A 20,672-nucleotide genomic window follows, 5' to 3' on the forward strand; every position below is an offset into this window, starting at 1 on the left:
CTCAAGCCCAATAAAAAACCCCCGGCGATCGACAAATCACCGAGGGTTTCTTTCGCGTTAAAACCTCTGAGGATCGCTCTGAGGGCACTTCGCGCATTGTTCTGCCAAGAGCTTTTTACGCGGTCTTACGCGCAGCCTGCACGGTCCCGTGACGTCCAGCACTATCTTAGGATAGGTCCCGGAGGTCCGATTTCTCAGCGAGTCTCAGGTTTCCCGATGAGGCGTTTTTCAGTGTCCTCGATGGTTGATGCCCTCACGTAACAGGCACCCGTAGCTTTTTGGCCTTGTATTCGTTGGATCATCAGCATCTTTGCCATGCTTTCTTTGCAATGTGCCTCGGAGTCGCTTGCAAAGGTTTCAGGCACCTTTCCCTCAATCAACATGATGAAAAACCACATTTTCAGCATGGCGCCTCCATGGCTTTCGGAGCGAAGCGGGTGGGGGTGTTGTTACACCCCCACTTTGGTATGGTTTTCCATACTTTCCAACCTTCACACGACCTGCTTTTGCTATCTCAGCGCTTCTTGCTCGTACCCGAAAAGCACACCTTTCAAGGCGATTTTGGCTTGATTACGGATATCTACAGGTAGGGCTTCAAACCGCCGAAGAATAGGCAACATGTCTTGGGATACAACCATTTCAGAAGGCTCTAATAAGAGTTCATCAGTGGTTGTTCCCAGCACTTGGGCAAGGCTTACCACCTTGTCAGCCGACGGCATTCCGCGGCCTGCTTCGTAGGAGGTGTAACTCGACTTACTAATACCCGCAGCCTCCCAAACGGCCTGTTGGGTCAACCCTTTGGCCTCCCGATACCGTCTCAGATTTGTTCCGATGGTCATGGCTCTGCTGCCTGCGTGGTTGCTCATGCTTTCCATCGTATTAACTGTCTATCCATACAGTATCTATATATCGGTACATTTCTGCTTGCATTTGAGCATTCGATAGTCTCATAATCCTGCCACTTCTGTATTGGAATACAGATATTGACAGGATTTCCCATGTTCATCGATTGGCTGACGATTTCGCAGGAGCACGATCACGATCTTCCGATCGTGTGCGACGTCTTTACCCTAACGATAGACGCGAACAGTAATGAAGTGTTGAGCACCCGGCAGCCTCGCTTCAAACATGAAGCGAGCTTCTCTACCTCCGTCAGCATTCACGTTCAGGGTCGGAAGATTCGCGTTGAAGGAAATCCCAGCCGGGTAGGGCGGCTGGACAACTTATTCGGGTTTGCCTCTATCGAGCAATGCGTCTCGGTATACAACGCTTTGTTGCGTGAATACGGTCTTCCTGGCTTCACACGTTGCACCCGCCTAGATATTCGTCAGGGTGAGTCAGGTGCAAAGTCCGGCGACCGTATCGCTGACGGGGCAAAGATTGAACGGATCGACCTGACCACCAATGTTTCGTTGGGTGAGGGCAATGTACTTGCCTATTTACGCGGCGTTTCTAGTCAGCGAATCGGGCATTCCATCGGTTTTTTGTATCCCAATGGTCGCACTGTTGCTTGGACGCCAAAGGGCAACGGCAAAGGCGGGCGACTCCAATATCGAAAGGCATATGACAAGGCCTTTGAGATGGATCAGAACTGCCTTCCAAAAATAAAGCGTGTTTTTGGCGAAGACTCACCTGAGTACAAATATGTTCAGCGGGTAAAAAACTACTGTGCCCAAGAAGGCGTAGTCCGCATGGAACAAGAGCTTAAAAGCGAATATTTACAGCGTGAAGCCCTTTGCTATTGGGGCCTATTTGATGAAAGGCGTCTGGCCGAACTCCACAGTGAGTTTCTTAAAATAGATGAAAAGTTGAAGGTGACAGCCATGGATATTGTGAGCATTGCTGAACAATTGGTTGCTGAGGGTGTTTGCGACACTCTACGTTCTGCTCGTACCACGGCTAGTTACGCTCTTGAGTGGATGTCTGGCACATCCAACATTGACTTTTCAAAGTCTCAGGTAAAAGGACATGCGGCCAAACTTAATCGTATCGGCATCAACATTCGCAATGCTTGCGATACGAGTCGTTTTGCTCCGGTGTTTGTCCGCCAGTGTCGGGAAGTGACGAAAAGTACTCTGTCTATACCAACATGGTACCAGCGCCCTAATCATCTGCAGCAGGTTGCCGCGTGAGAACGGTAAGTTTTCAGGGGACTCAGCTCACAAGCGGACAGCGAAGGAGATTGGCTGAACAGCAGCAAGTTCGCGATTTTTTTATCAACCCGGTTCTTGCTCAGCAGGTCGAGCAAGCGCTCAAGGCTGTCGAGGCCCGAAAAGAGCAGGGTGTTAAGCCAGAGCGTATCTGGATGCTAGAGCGTCAAGAAGCAGGAACAACCTCGGTGGCTGAATGGATGGGTTTCTAATGGATAAGAAACAGTTTCAAACTCTCCGCTGGAATGTTGAGGCCGATATTCGCAACCACGTTAGCGATGAGTCGCTAGTAAAAAGCATTGCAAATGATGTTATGCGAACTGTATTGGCTGACTTTTCGAATCAGGCGATTGCTCGACAACGCAGCAAGCGTCAATTTCTGACTTTCAGGCGCAACCCTGAAGTCATTGCGCCCAGTTGGGCATACCGCAAGCCTGGCACTGTCCCTGGCTTTCCAACACTGAGATAAGGGCATTACATGTCTAACGTAATCGTAGTTGAAGTAACTGGCAATCATCGTAGTGGTACCGCCGCGAAAAGCGGCAAACCTTATTGCATGTTTGAAGCATATGCTCACTTGCCAAATATTCCATACCCGCAAAAATGTACTTTTTACGCTGAAACCCCACAGCAGGTTCCTCAGCCGGGAAAGTATGAGTGCGATGTTATTGCACAGGTTCGGGATGACCGTCTCATTTTTGAAGTCGATCCTCGCCAAGGGCGTCGTGTCAGTTCGAACGCTCCGATTTCTTCGGCAACTCCTAAGTCTGCGTAATGCCCGGCATTCTTTTCTGTCCATCTGAGATTTCTATCGATGGCGGTTTGCCGGTTTGTTCTACTTCTTGGGAGGCTTTGCCTTACATGCCTCCCTTTGATCCGTCTCAGCTTGATCCAACTACTTTGGCGCAAGCATTTGGGGCCGGATTCACACTAGTCGCTTTCTTTATGATCGGGTCTATGGGTATCCGGGCGTTTCTTAATTTCATCAAGCAATCCTGAGGATTCAATCATGTTTAAAAAGACGAGTGCTGTAGTTGTGTCTGCTGTTGCCTTGGCTGTTGTTGCACCATCAGTATTCGCCGCTGATCCTGCGGGCGGCTGGGATTATACCGGTCTTACTTCCTCCATCGATTTCAGCACTATTTCCGTCGGTGTTCTTGCCGTGGCTGGAATCTTGGCCGGTGTGTACGCCGGTATCAAAGGTGCCAAAATCGTGCTGGGTTTCCTGCGCGGTTAAATCACCTCTTCTGATTGACCTGGGTGTCTTCGGGCACCCTTTTTTTTACCTGAATATTTGCAACAGCGAAGAGTCTCGCTATTTGCCTGAGGCCTGCAAAATGGATCAGCTCTATTACTTTGCTATGTTTTGCATCGGTTGTGGTTGCTCGTTCGCTACCTTCTCGGGGTGGTGATATGAGAGCAACGGCTTTTTTCTTTTTAACCGCGCTTTTTAGTGCCAATAGCTTTGCCGGTTATTACTACACGATTGCCGACGGTGTAACTGAGTATCCGACACCTGATGCAGCGTGTACCTTTGTGCTTTCCACATATACGGACGTTACCTATACAAATCTTACTTTCAATCATTGGGGCACACTTACCGACACAGGTGATCCTGTAGCAGCTGGTTCAGGTTACTGCTATTACAACAGAACCAATAAATGGGGTGAGGTTTCTGTAAAGCGGCATCCAGCAGTAATCAAACAACACATTTCGAATGAGCACGTACCTAACGAGTGCGCAGGCGCTCCTGCTGCCATTGTCAGTCGCGGCCCTTATTCCTCGGTAGTGCGCAGTGATGGTAAGAACTATGTGGTTGGTTCATCTCCATCTTCTGTGTGTTCGGGTAATTGCTTATATGAAAAGCCTGATGCCGCCAATACCAAGGACTGCTTTGTTTTATCATCGGATGCACAAACTGGTTTTTGTAATTATGGCTTCACTTTAGTCACAGCTGATAACGGTGATGGGACGAGCTGTTCAGTTAACACCTCAATTCCTTATGAAACCGGTTCTAGCCTGAATGGCTCAGAGACTGGTGGTGAGGATGAAGATTGCGACACAACTCTCCCCAACAATACCTGCGATAGCACTGGTGGTGAGGGTGGTGGAGACGGTTCTGGTGATGGGAACGGTGATGGGAGTGGAGAGGGTGGTAGCTCCAATGATGGCTTTAAGACCCCCGGAAAGCCTGATCTTGATCCTAGGGAAGGTCAGCGAAAGCCTCGCATAGCTTCGCAATATCTAGGCTTCAGTTCGACCTTTCAGGAATCTGTTACGTACACCACAATCAAATCCTCTTTTCAAAATATCGGTGATCCTGGTGCAGCGTGCCCCGTTGCAACTATTGATCTTTTTGGAACAAATATAACCTTCGATTCCCACTGCATTATTTTTGAGTCTATCGCACCTACATTGTCCTTTGTGTTCATGGCGGCGTGGGCTTTATTGGCCGTTTTTATTATTCTTTCAGCTTAGGTAAACCACATGCTAAGTGATTTCTCTGCATGGCTCAGGGATGTAGTAAGTGATGTCGCGCAATTTTTCATTGATATGCTTCTTAATCTGTTGGACTGGATCTGGGCAGCGTTTGTCACTTTGATCGACTCACTGCCCATTGCAAGTACTGTTGAGCAAGCGGCTGGATTGTTTACAGCAATACCGCCATCGGTTTGGTATTTCATGAATGTGTTCCAGATACCGAATGGAATCATTAGTGTTATAAGTGCATATTTAATTCGTTTCTTTATTCGTCGGCTTCCATTCATTGGGTGATGTATGGCTATTCATGCTTATGTTGGAAAGCCGGGCCATGGCAAGAGCTATGGTGTTGTTGAGCATGTGGTAATTCCTTCGCTCAAACAAAACAGGCATGTGGTTACTAATATTCCGCTGTCAATCGACGATCTTCTTTCTACTTACGGCGGCAACATTACCCAGCTTCCGCCAAACTGGTTTGAGCTTGATGATCTTTCGCATATTATTCCTCCCGGATCTGTTGCGATCATCGATGAATGCTGGAGGCGTTGGCCGGCAGGTCAAAATACAAATCACGCAAACTTTACTGATAAATCCCTGTTAGCTGAACACCGGCATCGTGTTGATGCAAATAACAACTCAATGCGTGTTGTATTGGTTACGCAAGATCTAGCGCAAATTTCGTCGTGGGTTCGTCTTTTAATTGAAACCACGTATAGAATTAGAAAGCTGAGCAAGAAAGCTTTTAAGGTTGACATTTATAACGGCGCTGTTACTGGTGACTCCCCGTCAAAATCGAAGCTTGTAAGAACTACGGCAGGCACATTCAAGCCTTCTGTTTATTCTTTCTATAAATCAGCAACTCAATCTGATTCGGGAGCTGTTGGTGATGAGTCGTCTGCTGACGGTCGTGCCAGTATTCTTCGTTCGTTCGGTCTTTGGTCAACAATTGTCGTGTTTGTTTTATTTATCGGCCTAGGCATTTTTGGGGTAAAGAGTTTCTTTTCCGCTAGCTCTCCCGGTGTGGTAGAACACGATATTCCTTCGTCTGTTTCAAAGCCACCAATCAAATCATCTGAACCTGCTATTTCTACGACTTGGCGTTTAGTTGGGTTTATTCATCCATCAAAACCAGACCAGTCCTCTAAAGCTGTCGCTGAGGCTTTAGCCTTAATAGCAGATAATAATGGAAACACTCGATACATTTCGTTTTCTAACTGTCGATACTTTCCTGATTACATTGAAGCCTATTGCATAGTCGATGGCTTCAAGGTCACCAACTGGTCGCTTAAAAAGTCTATCCCCATTGTAGGTGGGTTAATTGGCGGTGGTGTTTAGCGTAGCGCAAACGACGCCGCTAATTAATCCACCCACCACTTGGAACTCCAGTCATGATTAACTCTAAGATGATTCACCGTTTCTGCCTGTCCATTAGCCTTGTTCTTTTTTTATCTGTTTCCCAAGCTGAAACTGTTACGCCTCCGCTTAATTTTGACTTTCAAAGCATTCAAGTTTCTTCGGCATTACAACTCCTTGCCGACTATCGTGGTTTAAATCTTGTGCTGGATGACAGTATTCACGGTTCGCTTTCCATGCGAATGAAGGATGTCACCTGGGATGAGGCAATTGAATATGTATCGTCTGCCAAGGGCTTGCTATATAGCGTAGAAGGTAACTTTTTGCGCGTAAGCTCACTCCAGCGCCCTAGCGAGTATTCAAAGCAGTCTTATGGCGTCTTTCAACAGCTCAAAGATTCAAGCTCTTCTGCCGCCAATTCGTCTTTCAGAGTTTCTATTTTTAAAGTGCATAATATCTTGTCGTCTGACGCTATAAAGGCATTTGCTCTCGATCAGGGCGAGAGCCTTAACTTTGAGGATGACTCTTCTATTATTGTTGCTCGGATGTCTGACAGCAGGCTTTCTGATTTTCGTACTTATCTTGCTGCTGTTGATTACTCAAGAAAGCAGGTGATGATTGAGGCTCGCATAGTCGAAGTTGATCGATCCTACTCCAAAAATCTCGGCGTCCAATGGGGTGGATCTGTTGGCAGCGGCGCCGGTACTGTCACTGGGTCTGTACCACTTGGACTTTCAGCGGCCGCTGTTGCTGGATTCGGTATCGTCTCCAAATCAGTCAATCTTGACGTGGCCCTCAGCGCAATGGAACAGCGCGGGAAAGGCCGCGTTATCTCTAGTCCGCGCGTATACACCTCTGATCGACACCAAGCCAAAATCGTTAAGGGATCTCAGGTTCCTTACCAGCAGTCCGCAGGGGAGGGGTCAACATCAATTTCTTTTAAGGAGGCTGCGTTATCTTTGGACGTCACTCCGTTCGTTAACGAGAAGGGTGTATTGCTCGATGTTATTCTTTCTAAGGACGAACCAGATTATTCCAACGCCATGAATGGTGTTCCACCAATCAACACCACGTCGCTTACCTCCCGGGTTTTTTCAGGCTTCGGTCAGACTGTGGCCCTTGGCGGTGTCTACTCGGACGTCGACACGACAGTGACCAAGAGTGTTCCGTTTCTCGGGAAAATTCCCGGTTTTAAATGGTTGTTTACCAGTAGCTCGACCGTATCTAATAGCACTGAGCTTGTGCTTTTCCTCACACCTGTTTTGGTCGAGAAGCAATGACAGGCGTCATTTTCCTCTGGCGTTAGCCTGGTGAGGCCCGCAATGCACAATCAAATCGACAAATTGATAGCTGAAACGATGAAGATCGATGTTGATGCAAGCAAGGTAACTGCGGAAATATTCTGGATTCCACTGGCAATTTCGATAGGATTGATCTCTTTCGTAGCTACCATAACTGCGGTTATTTTGAAGCTACTTTGACATTCTCATATAACTAAACTAAACAACTATTTAGCATAGTTATTCCTTAGGGGTATATGGGCGAGTAGGGTGCTAGATAATCGCAGGTAGCTCCTTTCCAGTTAACAAACGGTTATCCAAGCTAATAAATTCGAATTCATCACTATGCGCATAAATTTGCCGTGTTGCATTGCCGATAATTCGACTGTTGAAGGCTGCAACCTCTGTTTTTTCTAACGGGATCACTCGCTCGTTTGCCTCGTAGTCGCCTAGAACAGCGATATCTTTGCTCAAGGGGATGAAAATACTGACGTCTCTCAGCGCGAACCCCAAGCCCCAGCCATCGTCAGGTCGATCTGTAGTGGTCTAATGAAACCGGACACCCATTTAGGCGAGAATGCTCGCCAGATAGAGGTGTCTGATGACCAAACAACGTCGTTCTTTTTCCGCTGAATTCAAACGCGAGGCCGCAGGCCTCGTGCTCGATCAAGGCTATAGCCATATCGAAGCCAGCCGCTCGCTTGGTGTGGTTGAGTCCGCGTTGCGCCGCTGGGTTAATCAGCTTCAGCAGGAGCGCACTGGCGTTACTCCGCAGAGTAAAGCGCTGACGCCAGAGCAACAGAAAATCCAGGAATTGGAAGCTCGAATCGCTCGACTTGAGCGGGAGAAATCCATTTTAAAAAAGGCTACCGCGCTCTTGATGTCGGAAGAGCACGAGCGCACGCGCTGATTGATCAACTGAGCCCCCAAGAGCCGGTTGATTGGCTTTGCGCAGTCTTTGACGTCACTCGTTCGTGTTACTACGCCCATCGTCTCAGGCGCCGAACTCCAGACGTTGAGCGGCTTCGGTTGCGCAGCCGGGTTAACGAACTGTTTACGCAAAGTCGAAGCGCCGCCGGTAGCCGCAGCATCGTGTCGATGATGCAGGAAGACGGCGAGCAAATTGGGCGGTTCAAGGTGCGAGGCCTGATGCGGGAACTGGAGTTGGTCAGTAAACAACCTGGATCACATGCCTACAAACAAGCGACGGTTGAGCGGCCTGACATTCCGAACATATTGAATCGAGAGTTTGATGTGCCGGCGCCGAATCAGGTCTGGTGTGGCGACATCACCTACATCTGGGCTCAAGGGAAATGGCATTACCTGGCTGTCGTTATGGATCTTTACGCGCGCCGAGTGGTGGGCTGGGCGCTGTCGAACAAGCCGGATGCGGATCTGGTCATCAAGGCGTTGGACATGGCTTACGAACAGCGTGGCAGGCCTCAAGGGCTTCTGTTTCACTCGGATCAGGGCTCGCAATATGGCAGTCGCCAGTTTCGCCAACGGCTCTGGCGTTACCGCATGCGCCAAAGCATGAGCCGTCGTGGAAACTGCTGGGATAACGCGCCGATGGAGCGTGTGTTTCGCAGCTTGAAAACTGAATGGATACCGACCGTGGGCTACATGACAGCTCAAGAAGCGCACCGCGACATCAGTCATTACCTGATGCATCGGTACAACTGGATTAGACCGCACCAATTCAACAACGGACTGGCCCCAGCTCAGGCCGAGAAAAAACTTAACGTCGTGTCCGGGATTAGTTGACCACTACAAACTGCCGGCTGATAGCTTCCTTGGTTGTTGAATGAGTCTGACGTACAATTTTTGCTTTCTAATGAGCAGTTTTGATAAGGAATCCCATGACGCAATCGCAAGATCTTCACAAAGAAAAAGCTCGAATTTCCGTTGCTTTTCAGACCGCTGAAGGTACCGAAATAGCCGCATTTCGTGAGTTTTGGCGGACAAATTGTGAGCAGGCAAACCAAGGGTATCTAAATTTTTTACAAGTCATGAATGGCTCCGAGCAAATATCATTTGCAAAGGTTTCGGAGCTTGAAGAGGTGTTCTTGCGCCTGTGTCAGTACGATTACGTATTAAACGAAAAATCCAAAGATCTACCAGTTGAAGGTGATGTGCACGCTGGTGTTCAGATCCGGTTGAATGACGCTGTCAAATGGGTTGCGTTTGCTCGGCAGAGCATGAAGCATATTCGCGGCTGGACCTTTCCAATGAATCGTTGATCCGTCAATCAGGGAAAGACTCGTCTAGCCCGCCGGGTTGAGTTTCCGATTCGGAAACTTCGCTCCATGGCCGCAGTTTCGCGGCCGCGAAACTTTTCTCTCCGACGGGATTGACCAAGCCAAAAGGGAAGGATTCCGGCTAGCCTGAGTTTCCGATTCGGAAACTTCGCTCCATGGCCGCAGTTTCGCGCCCGCGAAACTTTTCTCTCCAGGATTGACCAAGCCAAAAAAGGGAAGGATTCCGGCTAGCCTAGGTTTCCGATTCGGAAACTTCCCTCCCTGACCCGCAGTTTCGCGCCCGCGAAACTTTTTTGTACGCTCCCCAAACATCATGATTTCGAAGCTCTCTCATTGCTTGAGGCATCTGTTACGCTCGATGCTTCAACCAAGGGGATGCATATGCAATATAAAGGCAAAGCTATTTTGACTCTTCGCTGTCTGCTGACCGTTCCGCGTCAAATGACGGTGGCCACCAACATCGACGTTTCGGTAACGCCTCGCGATAATCATGTCGTAATTGCTGCAACGCTCGCCGAAGAAGTCCCCAACGTTTCTGAGCTTGATATTTCAATTGAGGATGAGGTTCATCGTTTTGTGGTGGATTCAACGACGCATCTTGGTCGCCAATACGTCTTCTTCTGTTTCCCCGTTGCAGACTGAAACCTCGACCTGCCCGCAGGGCATTAGGCGCCACGCTAATCGGTAGCCAGGCTAATCAACATCCGCGCCGATACCCGGCAACGCCGGCCGCTCTCAAGCCCAATAAAAAACCCCCGGCGATCGACAAATCACCGAGGGTTTCTTTCGCGTTAAAACCTCTGAGGATCGCTCTGAGGGCACTTCGCGCATTGTTCTGCCAAGAGCTTTTTACGCGGTCTTACGCGCAGCCTGCACGGTCCCGTGACGTCCAGCACTATCTTAGGATAGGTCCCGGAGGTCCGATTTCTCAGCGAGTCTCAGGTTTCCCGATGAGGCGTTTTTCAGTGTCCTCGATGGTTGATGCCCTCACGTAACAGGCACCCGTAGCTTTTTGGCCTTGTATTCGTTGGATCATCAGCATCTTTGCCATGCTTTCTTTGCAATGTGCCTCGGAGTCGCTTGCAAAGGTTTCAGGCACCTTTCCCTCAATCAACATGATGAAAAACCACATTTTCAGCATGGCGCCTCCATGGCTTTCGGAGCGAAGCGGGTGGGGGTGTTGTTACACCCCCACTTTGGTATGGTTTTCCATACTTTCCAACCTTCACACGACCTGCTTTTGCTATCTCAGCGCTTCTTGCTCGTACCCGAAAAGCACACCTTTCAAGGCGATTTTGGCTTGATTACGGATATCTACAGGTAGGGCTTCAAACCGCCGAAGAATAGGCAACATGTCTTGGGATACAACCATTTCAGAAGGCTCTAATAAGAGTTCATCAGTGGTTGTTCCCAGCACTTGGGCAAGGCTTACCACCTTGTCAGCCGACGGCATTCCGCGGCCTGCTTCGTAGGAGGTGTAACTCGACTTACTAATACCCGCAGCCTCCCAAACGGCCTGTTGGGTCAACCCTTTGGCCTCCCGATACCGTCTCAGATTTGTTCCGATGGTCATGGCTCTGCTGCCTGCGTGGTTGCTCATGCTTTCCATCGTATTAACTGTCTATCCATACAGTATCTATATATCGGTACATTTCTGCTTGCATTTGAGCATTCGATAGTCTCATAATCCTGCCACTTCTGTATTGGAATACAGATATTGACAGGATTTCCCATGTTCATCGATTGGCTGACGATTTCGCAGGAGCACGATCACGATCTTCCGATCGTGTGCGACGTCTTTACCCTAACGATAGACGCGAACAGTAATGAAGTGTTGAGCACCCGGCAGCCTCGCTTCAAACATGAAGCGAGCTTCTCTACCTCCGTCAGCATTCACGTTCAGGGTCGGAAGATTCGCGTTGAAGGAAATCCCAGCCGGGTAGGGCGGCTGGACAACTTATTCGGGTTTGCCTCTATCGAGCAATGCGTCTCGGTATACAACGCTTTGTTGCGTGAATACGGTCTTCCTGGCTTCACACGTTGCACCCGCCTAGATATTCGTCAGGGTGAGTCAGGTGCAAAGTCCGGCGACCGTATCGCTGACGGGGCAAAGATTGAACGGATCGACCTGACCACCAATGTTTCGTTGGGTGAGGGCAATGTACTTGCCTATTTACGCGGCGTTTCTAGTCAGCGAATCGGGCATTCCATCGGTTTTTTGTATCCCAATGGTCGCACTGTTGCTTGGACGCCAAAGGGCAACGGCAAAGGCGGGCGACTCCAATATCGAAAGGCATATGACAAGGCCTTTGAGATGGATCAGAACTGCCTTCCAAAAATAAAGCGTGTTTTTGGCGAAGACTCACCTGAGTACAAATATGTTCAGCGGGTAAAAAACTACTGTGCCCAAGAAGGCGTAGTCCGCATGGAACAAGAGCTTAAAAGCGAATATTTACAGCGTGAAGCCCTTTGCTATTGGGCCTATTTGATGAAAGGCGTCTGGCCGAACTCCACAGTGAGTTTCTTAAAATAGATGAAAAGTTGAAGGTGACAGCCATGGATATTGTGAGCATTGCTGAACAATTGGTTGCTGAGGGTGTTTGCGACACTCTACGTTCTGCTCGTACCACGGCTAGTTACGCTCTTGAGTGGATGTCTGGCACATCCAACATTGACTTTTCAAAGTCTCAGGTAAAAGGACATGCGGCCAAACTTAATCGTATCGGCATCAACATTCGCAATGCTTGCGATACGAGTCGTTTTGCTCCGGTGTTTGTCCGCCAGTGTCGGGAAGTGACGAAAAGTACTCTGTCTATACCAACATGGTACCAGCGCCCTAATCATCTGCAGCAGGTTGCCGCGTGAGAACGGTAAGTTTTCAGGGGACTCAGCTCACAAGCGGACAGCGAAGGAGATTGGCTGAACAGCAGCAAGTTCGCGATTTTTTTATCAACCCGGTTCTTGCTCAGCAGGTCGAGCAAGCGCTCAAGGCTGTCGAGGCCCGAAAAGAGCAGGGTGTTAAGCCAGAGCGTATCTGGATGCTAGAGCGTCAAGAAGCAGGAACAACCTCGGTGGCTGAATGGATGGGTTTCTAATGGATAAGAAACAGTTTCAAACTCTCCGCTGGAATGTTGAGGCCGATATTCGCAACCACGTTAGCGATGAGTCGCTAGTAAAAAGCATTGCAAATGATGTTATGCGAACTGTATTGGCTGACTTTTCGAATCAGGCGATTGCTCGACAACGCAGCAAGCGTCAATTTCTGACTTTCAGGCGCAACCCTGAAGTCATTGCGCCCAGTTGGGCATACCGCAAGCCTGGCACTGTCCCTGGCTTTCCAACACTGAGATAAGGGCATTACATGTCTAACGTAATCGTAGTTGAAGTAACTGGCAATCATCGTAGTGGTACCGCCGCGAAAAGCGGCAAACCTTATTGCATGTTTGAAGCATATGCTCACTTGCCAAATATTCCATACCCGCAAAAATGTACTTTTTACGCTGAAACCCCACAGCAGGTTCCTCAGCCGGGAAAGTATGAGTGCGATGTTATTGCACAGGTTCGGGATGACCGTCTCATTTTTGAAGTCGATCCTCGCCAAGGGCGTCGTGTCAGTTCGAACGCTCCGATTTCTTCGGCAACTCCTAAGTCTGCGTAATGCCCGGCATTCTTTTCTGTCCATCTGAGATTTCTATCGATGGCGGTTTGCCGGTTTGTTCTACTTCTTGGGAGGCTTTGCCTTACATGCCTCCCTTTGATCCGTCTCAGCTTGATCCAACTACTTTGGCGCAAGCATTTGGGGCCGGATTCACACTAGTCGCTTTCTTTATGATCGGGTCTATGGGTATCCGGGCGTTTCTTAATTTCATCAAGCAATCCTGAGGATTCAATCATGTTTAAAAAGACGAGTGCTGTAGTTGTGTCTGCTGTTGCCTTGGCTGTTGTTGCACCATCAGTATTCGCCGCTGATCCTGCGGGCGGCTGGGATTATACCGGTCTTACTTCCTCCATCGATTTCAGCACTATTTCCGTCGGTGTTCTTGCCGTGGCTGGAATCTTGGCCGGTGTGTACGCCGGTATCAAAGGTGCCAAAATCGTGCTGGGTTTCCTGCGCGGTTAAATCACCTCTTCTGATTGACCTGGGTGTCTTCGGGCACCCTTTTTTTTACCTGAATATTTGCAACAGCGAAGAGTCTCGCTATTTGCCTGAGGCCTGCAAAATGGATCAGCTCTATTACTTGCTATGTTTTGCATCGGTTGTGGTTGCTCGTTCGCTACCTTCTCGGGTGGTGATATGAGAGCAACGGCTTTTTTCTTTTAACCGCGCTTTTTAGTGCCAATAGCTTTGCCGGTTATTACTACACGATTGCCGACGGTGTAACTGAGTATCCGACACCTGATGCAGCGTGTACCTTTGTGCTTTCCACATATACGGACGTTACCTATACAAATCTTACTTTCAATCATTGGGGCACACTTACCGACACAGGTGATCCTGTAGCAGCTGGTTCAGGTTACTGCTATTACAACAGAACCAATAAATGGGGTGAGGTTTCTGTAAAGCGCATCCAGCAGTAATCAAACAACACATTTCGAATGAGCACGTACCTAACGAGTGCGCAGGCGCTCCTGCTGCCATTGTCAGTCGCGGCCCTTATTCCTCGGTAGTGCGCAGTGATGGTAAGAACTATGTGGTTGGTTCATCTCCATCTTCTGTGTGTTCGGGTAATTGCTTATATGAAAAGCCTGATGCCGCCAATACCAAGGACTGCTTTGTTTTATCATCGGATGCACAAACTGGTTTTTGTAATTATGGCTTCACTTTAGTCACAGCTGATAACGGTGATGGGACGAGCTGTTCAGTTAACACCTCAATTCCTTATGAAACCGGTTCTAGCCTGAATGGCTCAGGACTGGTGGTGAGGATGAAGATTGCGACACAACTCTCCCCAACAATACCTGCGATAGCACTGGTGGTGAGGGTGGTGGAGACGGTTCTGGTGATGGAACGGTGATGGGAGTGGAGAGGGTGGTAGCTCCAATGATGGCTTTAAGACCCCCGGAAAGCCTGATCTTGATCCTAGGGAAGGTCAGCGAAAGCCTCGCATAGCTTCGCAATATCTAGGCTTCAGTTCGACCTTTCAGGAATCTGTTACGTACACCACAATCAAATCCTCTTTTCAAAATATCGGTGATCCTGGTGCAGCGTGCCCCGTTGCAACTATTGATCTTTTTGGAACAAATATAACCTTCGATTCCCACTGCATTATTTTGAGTCTATCGCACCTACATTGTCCTTTGTGTTCATGGCGGCGTGGGCTTTATTGGCCGTTTTTATTATTCTTTCAGCTTAGGTAAACCACATGCTAAGTGATTTCTCTGCATGGCTCAGGGATGTAGTAAGTGATGTCGCGCAATTTTCATTGATATGCTTCTTAATCTGTTGGACTGGATCTGGGCAGCGTTTGTCACTTTGATCGACTCACTGCCCATTGCAAGTACTGTTGAGCAAGCGGCTGGATTGTTTACAGCAATACCGCCATCGGTTTGGTATTTCATGAATGTGTTCCAGATACCGAATGAATCATTAGTGTTATAAGTGCATATTTAATTCGTTTCTTTATTCGTCGGCTTCCATTCATTGGGTGATGTATGGCTATTCATGCTTATGTTGGAAAGCCGGCCATGGCAAGAGCTATGGTGTTGTTGAGCATGTGGTAATTCCTTCGCTCAAACAAAACAGGCATGTGGTTACTAATATTCCGCTGTCAATCGACGATCTTCTTTCTACTTACGGCGGCAACATTACCCAGCTTCCGCCAAACTGGTTTGAGCTTGATGATCTTTCGCATATTATTCCTCCCGGATCTGTTGCGATCATCGATGAATGCTGGAGGCGTTGGCCGGCAGGTCAAAATACAAATCACGCAAACTTTACTGATAAATCCCTGTTAGCTGAACACCGGCATCGTGTTGATGCAAATAACAACTCAATGCGTGTTGTATTGGTTACGCAAGATCTAGCGCAAATTTCGTCGTGGGTTCGTCTTTTAATTGAAACCACGTATAGAATTAGAAAGCTGAGCAAGAAAGCTTTTAAGGTTGACATTTATAACGGCGCTGTTACTGGTGACTCCCCGTCAAAATCGAAGCTTGTAAGAACTACGGCAGGCACATTCAAGCCTTCTGTTTATTCTTTCTATAAATCAGCAACTCAATCTGATTCGGGAGCTGTTGGTGATGAGTCGTCTGCTGACGGTCGTGCCAGTATTCTTCGTTCGTTCGGTCTTTGGTCAACAATTGTCGTGTTTGTTTTATTTATCGGCCTAGGCATTTTTGGGGTAAAGAGTTTCTTTTCCGCTAGCTCTCCCGGTGTGGTAGAACACGATATTCCTTCGTCTGTTTCAAAGCCACCAATCAAATCATCTGAACCTGCTATTTCTACGACTTGGCGTTTAGTTGGGTTTATTCATCCATCAAAACCAGACCAGTCCTCTAAAGCTGTCGCTGAGGCTTTAGCCTTAATAGCAGATAATAATGGAAACACTCGATACATTTCGTTTTCTAACTGTCGATACTTTCCTGATTACATTGAAGCCTATTGCATAGTCGATGGCTTCAAGGTCACCAACTGGTCGCTTAAAAAGTCTATCCCCATTGTAGGTGGGTTAATTGGCGGTGGTGTTTAGCGTAGCGCAAACGACGCCGCTAATTAATCCACCCACCACTTGGAACTCCAGTCATGATTAACTCTAAGATGATTCACCGTTTCTGCCTGTCCATTAGCCTTGTTCTTTTTTTATCTGTTTCCCAAGCTGAAACTGTTACGCCTCCGCTTAATTTTGACTTTCAAAGCATTCAAGTTTCTTCGGCATTACAACTCCTTGCCGACTATCGTGGTTTAAATCTTGTGCTGGATGACAGTATTCACGGTTCGCTTTCCATGCGAATGAAGGATGTCACCTGGATGAGGCAATTGAATATGTATCGTCTGCCAAGGGCTTGCTATATAGCGTAGAAGGTAACTTTTTGCGCGTAAGCTCACTCCAGCGCCCTAGCGAGTATTCAAAGCAGTCTTATGGCGTCTTTCAACAGCTCAAAGATTCAAGCTCTTCTGCCGCCAATTCGTCTTTCAGAGTTTCTATTTTTAAAGTGCATAATATCTTGTCGTCTGACGCTATAAAGGCATTTGCTCTCGATCAGGGCGAGAGCCTTAACTTTGAGGATGACTCTTCTATTATTGTTGCTCGGATGTCTGACAGCAGGCTTTCTGATTTTCGTACTTATCTTGCTGCTGTTGATTACTCAAGAAAGCAGGTGATGATTGAGGCTCGCATAGTCGAAGTTGATCGATCCTACTCCAAAAATCTCGGCGTCCAATGGGGTGGATCTGTTGGCAGCGGCGCCGGTACTGTCACTGGGTCTGTACCACTTGGACTTTCAGCGGCCGCTGTTGCTGGATTCGGTATCGTCTCCAAATCAGTCAATCTTGACGTGGCCCTCAGCGCAATGGAACAGCGCGGGAAAGGCCGCGTTATCTCTAGTCCGCGCGTATACACCTCTGATCGACACCAAGCCAAAATCGTTAAGGGATCTCAGGTTCCTTACCAGCAGTCCGCAGGGGAGGGGTCAACATCAATTTCTTTTAAGGAGGCTGCGTTATCTTTGGACGTCACTCCGTTCGTTAACGAGAAGGGTGTATTGCTCGATGTTATTCTTTCTAAGGACGAACCAGATTATTCCAACGCCATGAATGGTGTTCCACCAATCAACACCACGTCGCTTACCTCCCGGGTTTTTTCAGGCTTCGGTCAGACTGTGGCCCTTGGCGGTGTCTACTCGGACGTCGACACGACAGTGACCAAGAGTGTTCCGTTTCTCGGGAAAATTCCCGGTTTTAAATGGTTGTTTACCAGTAGCTCGACCGTATCTAATAGCACTGAGCTTGTGCTTTTCCTCACACCTGTTTTGGTCGAGAAGCAATGACAGGCGTCATTTTCCTCTGGCGTTAGCCTGGTGAGGCCCGCAATGCACAATCAAATCGACAAATTGATAGCTGAAACGATGAAGATCGATGTTGATGCAAGCAAGGTAACTGCGGAAATATTCTGGATTCCACTGGCAATTTCGATAGGATTGATCTCTTTCGTAGCTACCATAACTGCGGTTATTTTGAAGCTACTTTGACATTCTCATATAACTAAACTAAACAACTATTTAGCATAGTTATTCCTTAGGGGTATATGGGCGAGTAGGGTGCTAGATAATCGCAGGTAGCTCCTTTCCAGTTAACAAACGGTTATCCAAGCTAATAAATTCGAATTCATCACTATGCGCATAAATTTGCCGTGTTGCATTGCCGATAATTCGACTGTTGAAGGCTGCAACCTCTGTTTTTTCTAACGGGATCACTCGCTCGTTTGCCTCGTAGTCGCCTAGAACAGCGATATCTTTGCTCAAGGGGATGAAAATACTGACGTCTCTCAGCGCGAACCCCAAGCCCCAGCCATCGTCAGGTCGATCTGTAGTGGTCTAATGAAACCGGACACCCATTTAGGCGAGAATGCTCGCCAGATAGAGGTGTCTGATGACCAAACAACGTCGTTCTTTTTCCGCTGAATTCAAACGCGAGGCCGCAGGCCTCGTGCTCGATCAAGGCTATAGCCATATCGAAGCCAGCCGCTCGCTTGGTGTGGTTGAGTCCGCGTTGCGCCGCTGGGTTAATCAGCTTCAGCAGGAGCGCACTGGCGTTACTCCGCAGAGTAAAGCGCTGACGCCAGAGCAACAGAAAATCCAGGAATTGGAAGCTCGAATCGCTCGACTTGAGCGGGAGAAATCCATTTTAAAAAAGGCTACCGCGCTCTTGATGTCGGAAGAGCACGAGCGCACGCGCTGATTGATCAACTGAGCCCCCAAGAGCCGGTTGATTGGCTTTGCGCAGTCTTTGACGTCACTCGTTCGTGTTACTACGCCCATCGTCTCAGGCGCCGAACTCCAGACGTTGAGCGGCTTCGGTTGCGCAGCCGGGTTAACGAACTGTTTACGCAAAGTCGAAGCGCCGCCGGTAGCCGCAGCATCGTGTCGATGATGCAGGAAGACGGCGAGCAAATTGGGCGGTTCAAGGTGCGAGGCCTGATGCGGGAACTGGAGTTGGTCAGTAAACAACCTGGATCACATGCCTACAAACAAGCGACGGTTGAGCGGCCTGACATTCCGAACATATTGAATCGAGAGTTTGATGTGCCGGCGCCGAATCAGGTCTGGTGTGGCGACATCACCTACATCTGGGCTCAAGGGAAATGGCATTACCTGGCTGTCGTTATGGATCTTTACGCGCGCCGAGTGGTGGGCTGGGCGCTGTCGAACAAGCCGGATGCGGATCTGGTCATCAAGGCGTTGGACATGGCTTACGAACAGCGTGGCAGGCCTCAAGGGCTTCTGTTTCACTCGGATCAGGGCTCGCAATATGGCAGTCGCCAGTTTCGCCAACGGCTCTGGCGTTACCGCATGCGCCAAAGCATGAGCCGTCGTGGAAACTGCTGGGATAACGCGCCGATGGAGCGTGTGTTTCGCAGCTTGAAAACTGAATGGATACCGACCGTGGGCTACATGACAGCTCAAGAAGCGCACCGCGACATCAGTCATTACCTGATGCATCGGTACAACTGGATTAGACCGCACCAATTCAACAACGGACTGGCCCCAGCTCAGGCCGAGAAAAAACTTAACGTCGTGTCCGGGATTAGTTGACCACTACAAACTGCCGGCTGATAGCTTCCTTGGTTGTTGAATGAGTCTGACGTACAATTTTTGCTTTCTAATGAGCAGTTTTGATAAGGAATCCCATGACGCAATCGCAAGATCTTCACAAAGAAAAAGCTCGAATTTCCGTTGCTTTTCAGACCGCTGAAGGTACCGAAATAGCCGCATTTCGTGAGTTTTGGCGGACAAATTGTGAGCAGGCAAACCAAGGGTATCTAAATTTTTTACAAGTCATGAATGGCTCCGAGCAAATATCATTTGCAAAGGTTTCGGAGCTTGAAGAGGTGTTCTTGCGCCTGTGTCAGTACGATTACGTATTAAACGAAAAATCCAAAGATCTACCAGTTGAAGGTGATGTGCACGCTGGTGTTCAGATCCGGTTGAATGACGCTGTCAAATGGGTTGCGTTTGCTCGGCAGAGCATGAAGCATATTCGCGGCTGGACCTTTCCAATGAATCGTTGATCCGTCAATCAGGGAAAGACTCGTCTAGCCCGCCGGGTTGAGTTTCCGATTCGGAAACTTCGCTCCATGGCCGCAGTTTCGCGGCCGCGAAACTTTTCTCTCCGACGGGATTGACCAAGCCAAAAGGGAAGGATTCCGGCTAGCCTGAGTTTCCGATTCGGAAACTTCGCTCCATGGCCGCAGTTTCGCGCCCGCGAAACTTTTCTCTCCAGGATTGACCAAGCCAAAAAAGGGAAGGATTCCGGCTAGCCTAGGTTTCCGATTCGGAAACTTCCCTCCCTGACCCGCAGTTTCGCGCCCGCGAAACTTTTTTGTACGCTCCCCAAACATCATGATTTCGAAGCTCTCTCATTGCTTGAGGCATCTGTTACGCTCGATGCTTCAACCAAGGGATGCATATGCAATATAAAGGCAAAGCTATTTTGACTCTTCGCTGTCTGCTGACCGTTCCGCGTCAAATGACGGTGGCCACCAACATCGACGTTTCGGTAACGCCTCGCGATAATCATGTCGTAATTGCTGCAACGCTCGCCGAAGAAGTCCCCAACGTTTCTGAGCTTGATATTTCAATTGAGGATGAGGTTCATCGTTTTGTGGTGGATTCAACGACGCATCTTGGTCGCCAATACGTCTTCTTCTGTTTCCCCGTTGCAGACTGAAACCTCGACCTGCCCGCAGGGCATTAGGCGCCACGCTAATCGGTAGCCAGGCTAATCAACATCCGCGCCGATACCCGGCAACGCCGGCCGCTCTCAAGCCCAATAAAAAACCCCCGGCGATCGACAAATCACCGAGGGTTTCTTTCGCGTTAAAACCTCTGAGGATCGCTCTGAGGGCACTTCGCGCATTGTTCTGCCAAGAGCTTTTTACGCGGTCTTACGCGCAGCCTGCACGGTCCCGTGACGTCCAGCACTATCTTAGGAT

The 20,672-nt window shown here is 48.7% G+C and carries 31 protein-coding genes; 25 read left to right on the forward strand and 6 right to left on the reverse strand.

What is annotated here, in order from left to right:
* Positions 1-194: 194 nt before the first annotated feature.
* Positions 195-407, reverse strand: a complete 213-nt coding sequence (locus tag ATI02_RS09165) for a hypothetical protein (RefSeq protein WP_100846107.1) — start codon at positions 405-407, stop codon at positions 195-197.
* Positions 408-509: 102 nt separating this feature from the next.
* Positions 510-866 carry a helix-turn-helix domain-containing protein gene (locus tag ATI02_RS09170; RefSeq protein WP_238156169.1) on the reverse strand — a complete coding sequence of 119 codons (357 nt, stop codon included), beginning with the start codon at positions 864-866 and terminating at the stop codon, positions 510-512.
* A gap of 132 nt (positions 867-998) precedes the next feature.
* Between ATI02_RS09170 and ATI02_RS09175 the strand changes: the two genes are divergently transcribed.
* The 6 genes from ATI02_RS09175 (at position 999) to ATI02_RS31965 (ending at position 4,628) form a co-directional block, all read left to right on the forward strand.
* Entirely contained in the window at positions 999-2,132 is a 1,134-nt protein-coding gene (locus tag ATI02_RS09175; RefSeq protein ID WP_016983069.1) for a phage/plasmid replication domain-containing protein, read from the forward strand.
* Positions 2,133-2,182: 50 nt separating this feature from the next.
* A complete protein-coding gene (locus tag ATI02_RS09180; RefSeq protein ID WP_100846109.1) occupies positions 2,183-2,362 on the forward strand; it encodes a hypothetical protein in 180 nt (59 codons plus the stop codon).
* Complete coding sequence (locus ATI02_RS09185; RefSeq protein ID WP_100846110.1) at positions 2,362-2,619, forward strand: hypothetical protein; 258 nt, start codon at positions 2,362-2,364, stop codon at positions 2,617-2,619. Before ATI02_RS09180 ends, ATI02_RS09185 begins: the two co-directional genes overlap by 1 nt.
* 9 nt (positions 2,620-2,628) lie before the next feature.
* Positions 2,629-2,925: a propanediol utilization protein gene (locus ATI02_RS09190; RefSeq protein ID WP_100846111.1), complete on the forward strand. Its 297-nt coding sequence runs from the start codon at positions 2,629-2,631 to the stop codon at positions 2,923-2,925.
* Positions 2,926-3,159: 234 nt separating this feature from the next.
* Positions 3,160-3,387: a hypothetical protein gene (locus ATI02_RS09195; RefSeq protein WP_016983066.1), complete on the forward strand. Its 228-nt coding sequence runs from the start codon at positions 3,160-3,162 to the stop codon at positions 3,385-3,387.
* 176 nt (positions 3,388-3,563) lie between these two features.
* The gene (locus ATI02_RS31965) at positions 3,564-4,628 is read left to right on the forward strand and encodes a hypothetical protein (RefSeq protein WP_146166058.1); all 1,065 of its coding nucleotides are present in this window, start codon (positions 3,564-3,566) and stop codon (positions 4,626-4,628) included.
* Here ATI02_RS31965 and ATI02_RS32625 read toward each other — a convergent pair.
* The gene (locus ATI02_RS32625; protein WP_238156170.1) at positions 4,625-4,834 is read right to left on the reverse strand and encodes a hypothetical protein; all 210 of its coding nucleotides are present in this window, start codon (positions 4,832-4,834) and stop codon (positions 4,625-4,627) included. The two genes, ATI02_RS31965 and ATI02_RS32625, sit on opposite strands and share 4 nt — an antisense overlap.
* Between ATI02_RS32625 and ATI02_RS33245 the strand changes: the two genes are divergently transcribed.
* The 6 genes from ATI02_RS33245 to ATI02_RS09235 all read left to right on the forward strand — a co-directional run bounded on the left by ATI02_RS33245 (position 4,749) and on the right by ATI02_RS09235 (position 10,164).
* Positions 4,749-4,925 (forward strand): DUF2523 family protein, encoded by a 177-nt coding sequence (locus ATI02_RS33245; RefSeq protein WP_420875212.1) that lies wholly within the window; start codon positions 4,749-4,751, stop codon positions 4,923-4,925. The genes ATI02_RS32625 and ATI02_RS33245 overlap by 86 nt on opposite strands.
* Before the next feature lie 3 nt (positions 4,926-4,928).
* Positions 4,929-5,966 carry a zonular occludens toxin domain-containing protein gene (locus ATI02_RS09210; protein ID WP_100846114.1) on the forward strand — a complete coding sequence of 346 codons (1,038 nt, stop codon included), beginning with the start codon at positions 4,929-4,931 and terminating at the stop codon, positions 5,964-5,966.
* A 53-nt stretch (positions 5,967-6,019) separates the two neighbouring features.
* The gene (locus tag ATI02_RS09215) at positions 6,020-7,264 is read left to right on the forward strand and encodes a secretin GspD/PilQ domain-containing protein (RefSeq protein ID WP_100846115.1); all 1,245 of its coding nucleotides are present in this window, start codon (positions 6,020-6,022) and stop codon (positions 7,262-7,264) included.
* A 601-nt stretch (positions 7,265-7,865) separates the two neighbouring features.
* A protein-coding gene (locus tag ATI02_RS09225) for an IS3 family transposase (RefSeq protein ID WP_095191983.1) occupies positions 7,866-9,028 on the forward strand; the annotation gives its coding sequence in 2 pieces (ribosomal slippage) (positions 7,866-8,121 and positions 8,121-9,028; 1,164 coding nt in all).
* 95 nt (positions 9,029-9,123) lie between these two features.
* Positions 9,124-9,504, forward strand: a complete 381-nt coding sequence (locus ATI02_RS09230) for a hypothetical protein (RefSeq protein ID WP_100846105.1) — start codon at positions 9,124-9,126, stop codon at positions 9,502-9,504.
* 399 nt (positions 9,505-9,903) lie between these two features.
* Positions 9,904-10,164: a hypothetical protein gene (locus tag ATI02_RS09235; protein ID WP_100846106.1), complete on the forward strand. Its 261-nt coding sequence runs from the start codon at positions 9,904-9,906 to the stop codon at positions 10,162-10,164.
* Positions 10,165-10,450: 286 nt separating this feature from the next.
* Here the strand turns inward: ATI02_RS09235 and ATI02_RS09240 are convergent, their stop codons facing one another.
* Together ATI02_RS09240 and ATI02_RS09245 are read right to left on the reverse strand one after the other, a co-directional pair.
* Positions 10,451-10,663, reverse strand: a complete 213-nt coding sequence (locus ATI02_RS09240) for a hypothetical protein (RefSeq protein WP_100846107.1) — start codon at positions 10,661-10,663, stop codon at positions 10,451-10,453.
* A 102-nt stretch (positions 10,664-10,765) separates the two neighbouring features.
* Entirely contained in the window at positions 10,766-11,122 is a 357-nt protein-coding gene (locus ATI02_RS09245) for a helix-turn-helix domain-containing protein (protein ID WP_238156169.1), read from the reverse strand.
* Between the two features lie 132 nt (positions 11,123-11,254).
* Between ATI02_RS09245 and ATI02_RS09250 the strand changes: the two genes are divergently transcribed.
* The 7 genes from ATI02_RS09250 to ATI02_RS31970 all read left to right on the forward strand — a co-directional run bounded on the left by ATI02_RS09250 (position 11,255) and on the right by ATI02_RS31970 (position 14,537).
* Positions 11,255-12,055, forward strand: a complete 801-nt coding sequence (locus ATI02_RS09250) for a phage/plasmid replication domain-containing protein (protein ID WP_244196547.1) — start codon at positions 11,255-11,257, stop codon at positions 12,053-12,055.
* A gap of 23 nt (positions 12,056-12,078) precedes the next feature.
* Entirely contained in the window at positions 12,079-12,387 is a 309-nt protein-coding gene (locus ATI02_RS32630; protein WP_244196548.1) for a phage/plasmid replication domain-containing protein, read from the forward strand.
* 50 nt (positions 12,388-12,437) lie between these two features.
* Positions 12,438-12,617 carry a hypothetical protein gene (locus ATI02_RS09255; protein ID WP_100846109.1) on the forward strand — a complete coding sequence of 60 codons (180 nt, stop codon included), beginning with the start codon at positions 12,438-12,440 and terminating at the stop codon, positions 12,615-12,617.
* On the forward strand, positions 12,617-12,874 hold the full coding sequence (locus tag ATI02_RS09260; RefSeq protein ID WP_100846110.1) for a hypothetical protein: 258 nt from the start codon (positions 12,617-12,619) through the stop codon (positions 12,872-12,874). Before ATI02_RS09255 ends, ATI02_RS09260 begins: the two co-directional genes overlap by 1 nt.
* Before the next feature lie 9 nt (positions 12,875-12,883).
* On the forward strand, positions 12,884-13,180 hold the full coding sequence (locus ATI02_RS09265) for a propanediol utilization protein (protein WP_100846111.1): 297 nt from the start codon (positions 12,884-12,886) through the stop codon (positions 13,178-13,180).
* A gap of 234 nt (positions 13,181-13,414) precedes the next feature.
* Positions 13,415-13,642, forward strand: a complete 228-nt coding sequence (locus tag ATI02_RS09270; RefSeq protein WP_016983066.1) for a hypothetical protein — start codon at positions 13,415-13,417, stop codon at positions 13,640-13,642.
* Between the two features lie 571 nt (positions 13,643-14,213).
* Positions 14,214-14,537 carry a hypothetical protein gene (locus ATI02_RS31970; RefSeq protein ID WP_157815136.1) on the forward strand — a complete coding sequence of 108 codons (324 nt, stop codon included), beginning with the start codon at positions 14,214-14,216 and terminating at the stop codon, positions 14,535-14,537.
* 373 nt (positions 14,538-14,910) lie between these two features.
* On the opposite strand, the gene ATI02_RS31975 is transcribed toward ATI02_RS31970, so the two are convergent.
* Positions 14,911-15,081: a hypothetical protein gene (locus tag ATI02_RS31975; protein ID WP_157815137.1), complete on the reverse strand. Its 171-nt coding sequence runs from the start codon at positions 15,079-15,081 to the stop codon at positions 14,911-14,913.
* Positions 15,082-15,170: 89 nt separating this feature from the next.
* Between ATI02_RS31975 and ATI02_RS09275 the strand changes: the two genes are divergently transcribed.
* The 6 genes from ATI02_RS09275 to ATI02_RS09300 all read left to right on the forward strand — a co-directional run bounded on the left by ATI02_RS09275 (position 15,171) and on the right by ATI02_RS09300 (position 20,407).
* The gene (locus ATI02_RS09275; RefSeq protein WP_244196549.1) at positions 15,171-16,211 is read left to right on the forward strand and encodes a zonular occludens toxin domain-containing protein; all 1,041 of its coding nucleotides are present in this window, start codon (positions 15,171-15,173) and stop codon (positions 16,209-16,211) included.
* 53 nt (positions 16,212-16,264) lie between these two features.
* A complete protein-coding gene (locus ATI02_RS31980) occupies positions 16,265-16,540 on the forward strand; it encodes a hypothetical protein (protein WP_157815138.1) in 276 nt (91 codons plus the stop codon).
* Positions 16,541-16,551: 11 nt separating this feature from the next.
* Entirely contained in the window at positions 16,552-17,508 is a 957-nt protein-coding gene (locus tag ATI02_RS09280; RefSeq protein WP_157815139.1) for a secretin GspD/PilQ domain-containing protein, read from the forward strand.
* A 601-nt stretch (positions 17,509-18,109) separates the two neighbouring features.
* Positions 18,110-19,272, forward strand: a protein-coding gene (locus ATI02_RS09290) for an IS3 family transposase (protein ID WP_095191983.1) whose coding sequence is annotated in 2 segments (ribosomal slippage) — positions 18,110-18,365 and positions 18,365-19,272 — 1,164 coding nt in all. Because the reading frame shifts where the segments join, the coding sequence is not laid out codon by codon here.
* Between the two features lie 95 nt (positions 19,273-19,367).
* Complete coding sequence (locus ATI02_RS09295) at positions 19,368-19,748, forward strand: hypothetical protein (protein WP_100846105.1); 381 nt, start codon at positions 19,368-19,370, stop codon at positions 19,746-19,748.
* Positions 19,749-20,146: 398 nt separating this feature from the next.
* Positions 20,147-20,407, forward strand: a complete 261-nt coding sequence (locus tag ATI02_RS09300; RefSeq protein WP_100846106.1) for a hypothetical protein — start codon at positions 20,147-20,149, stop codon at positions 20,405-20,407.
* Positions 20,408-20,672: the final 265 nt, after the last annotated feature.

Origin of the sequence: Pseudomonas baetica, from assembly GCF_002813455.1 — a bacterium.
Taxonomy (GTDB): Bacteria; Pseudomonadota; Gammaproteobacteria; order Pseudomonadales; family Pseudomonadaceae; genus Aquipseudomonas; species Aquipseudomonas baetica.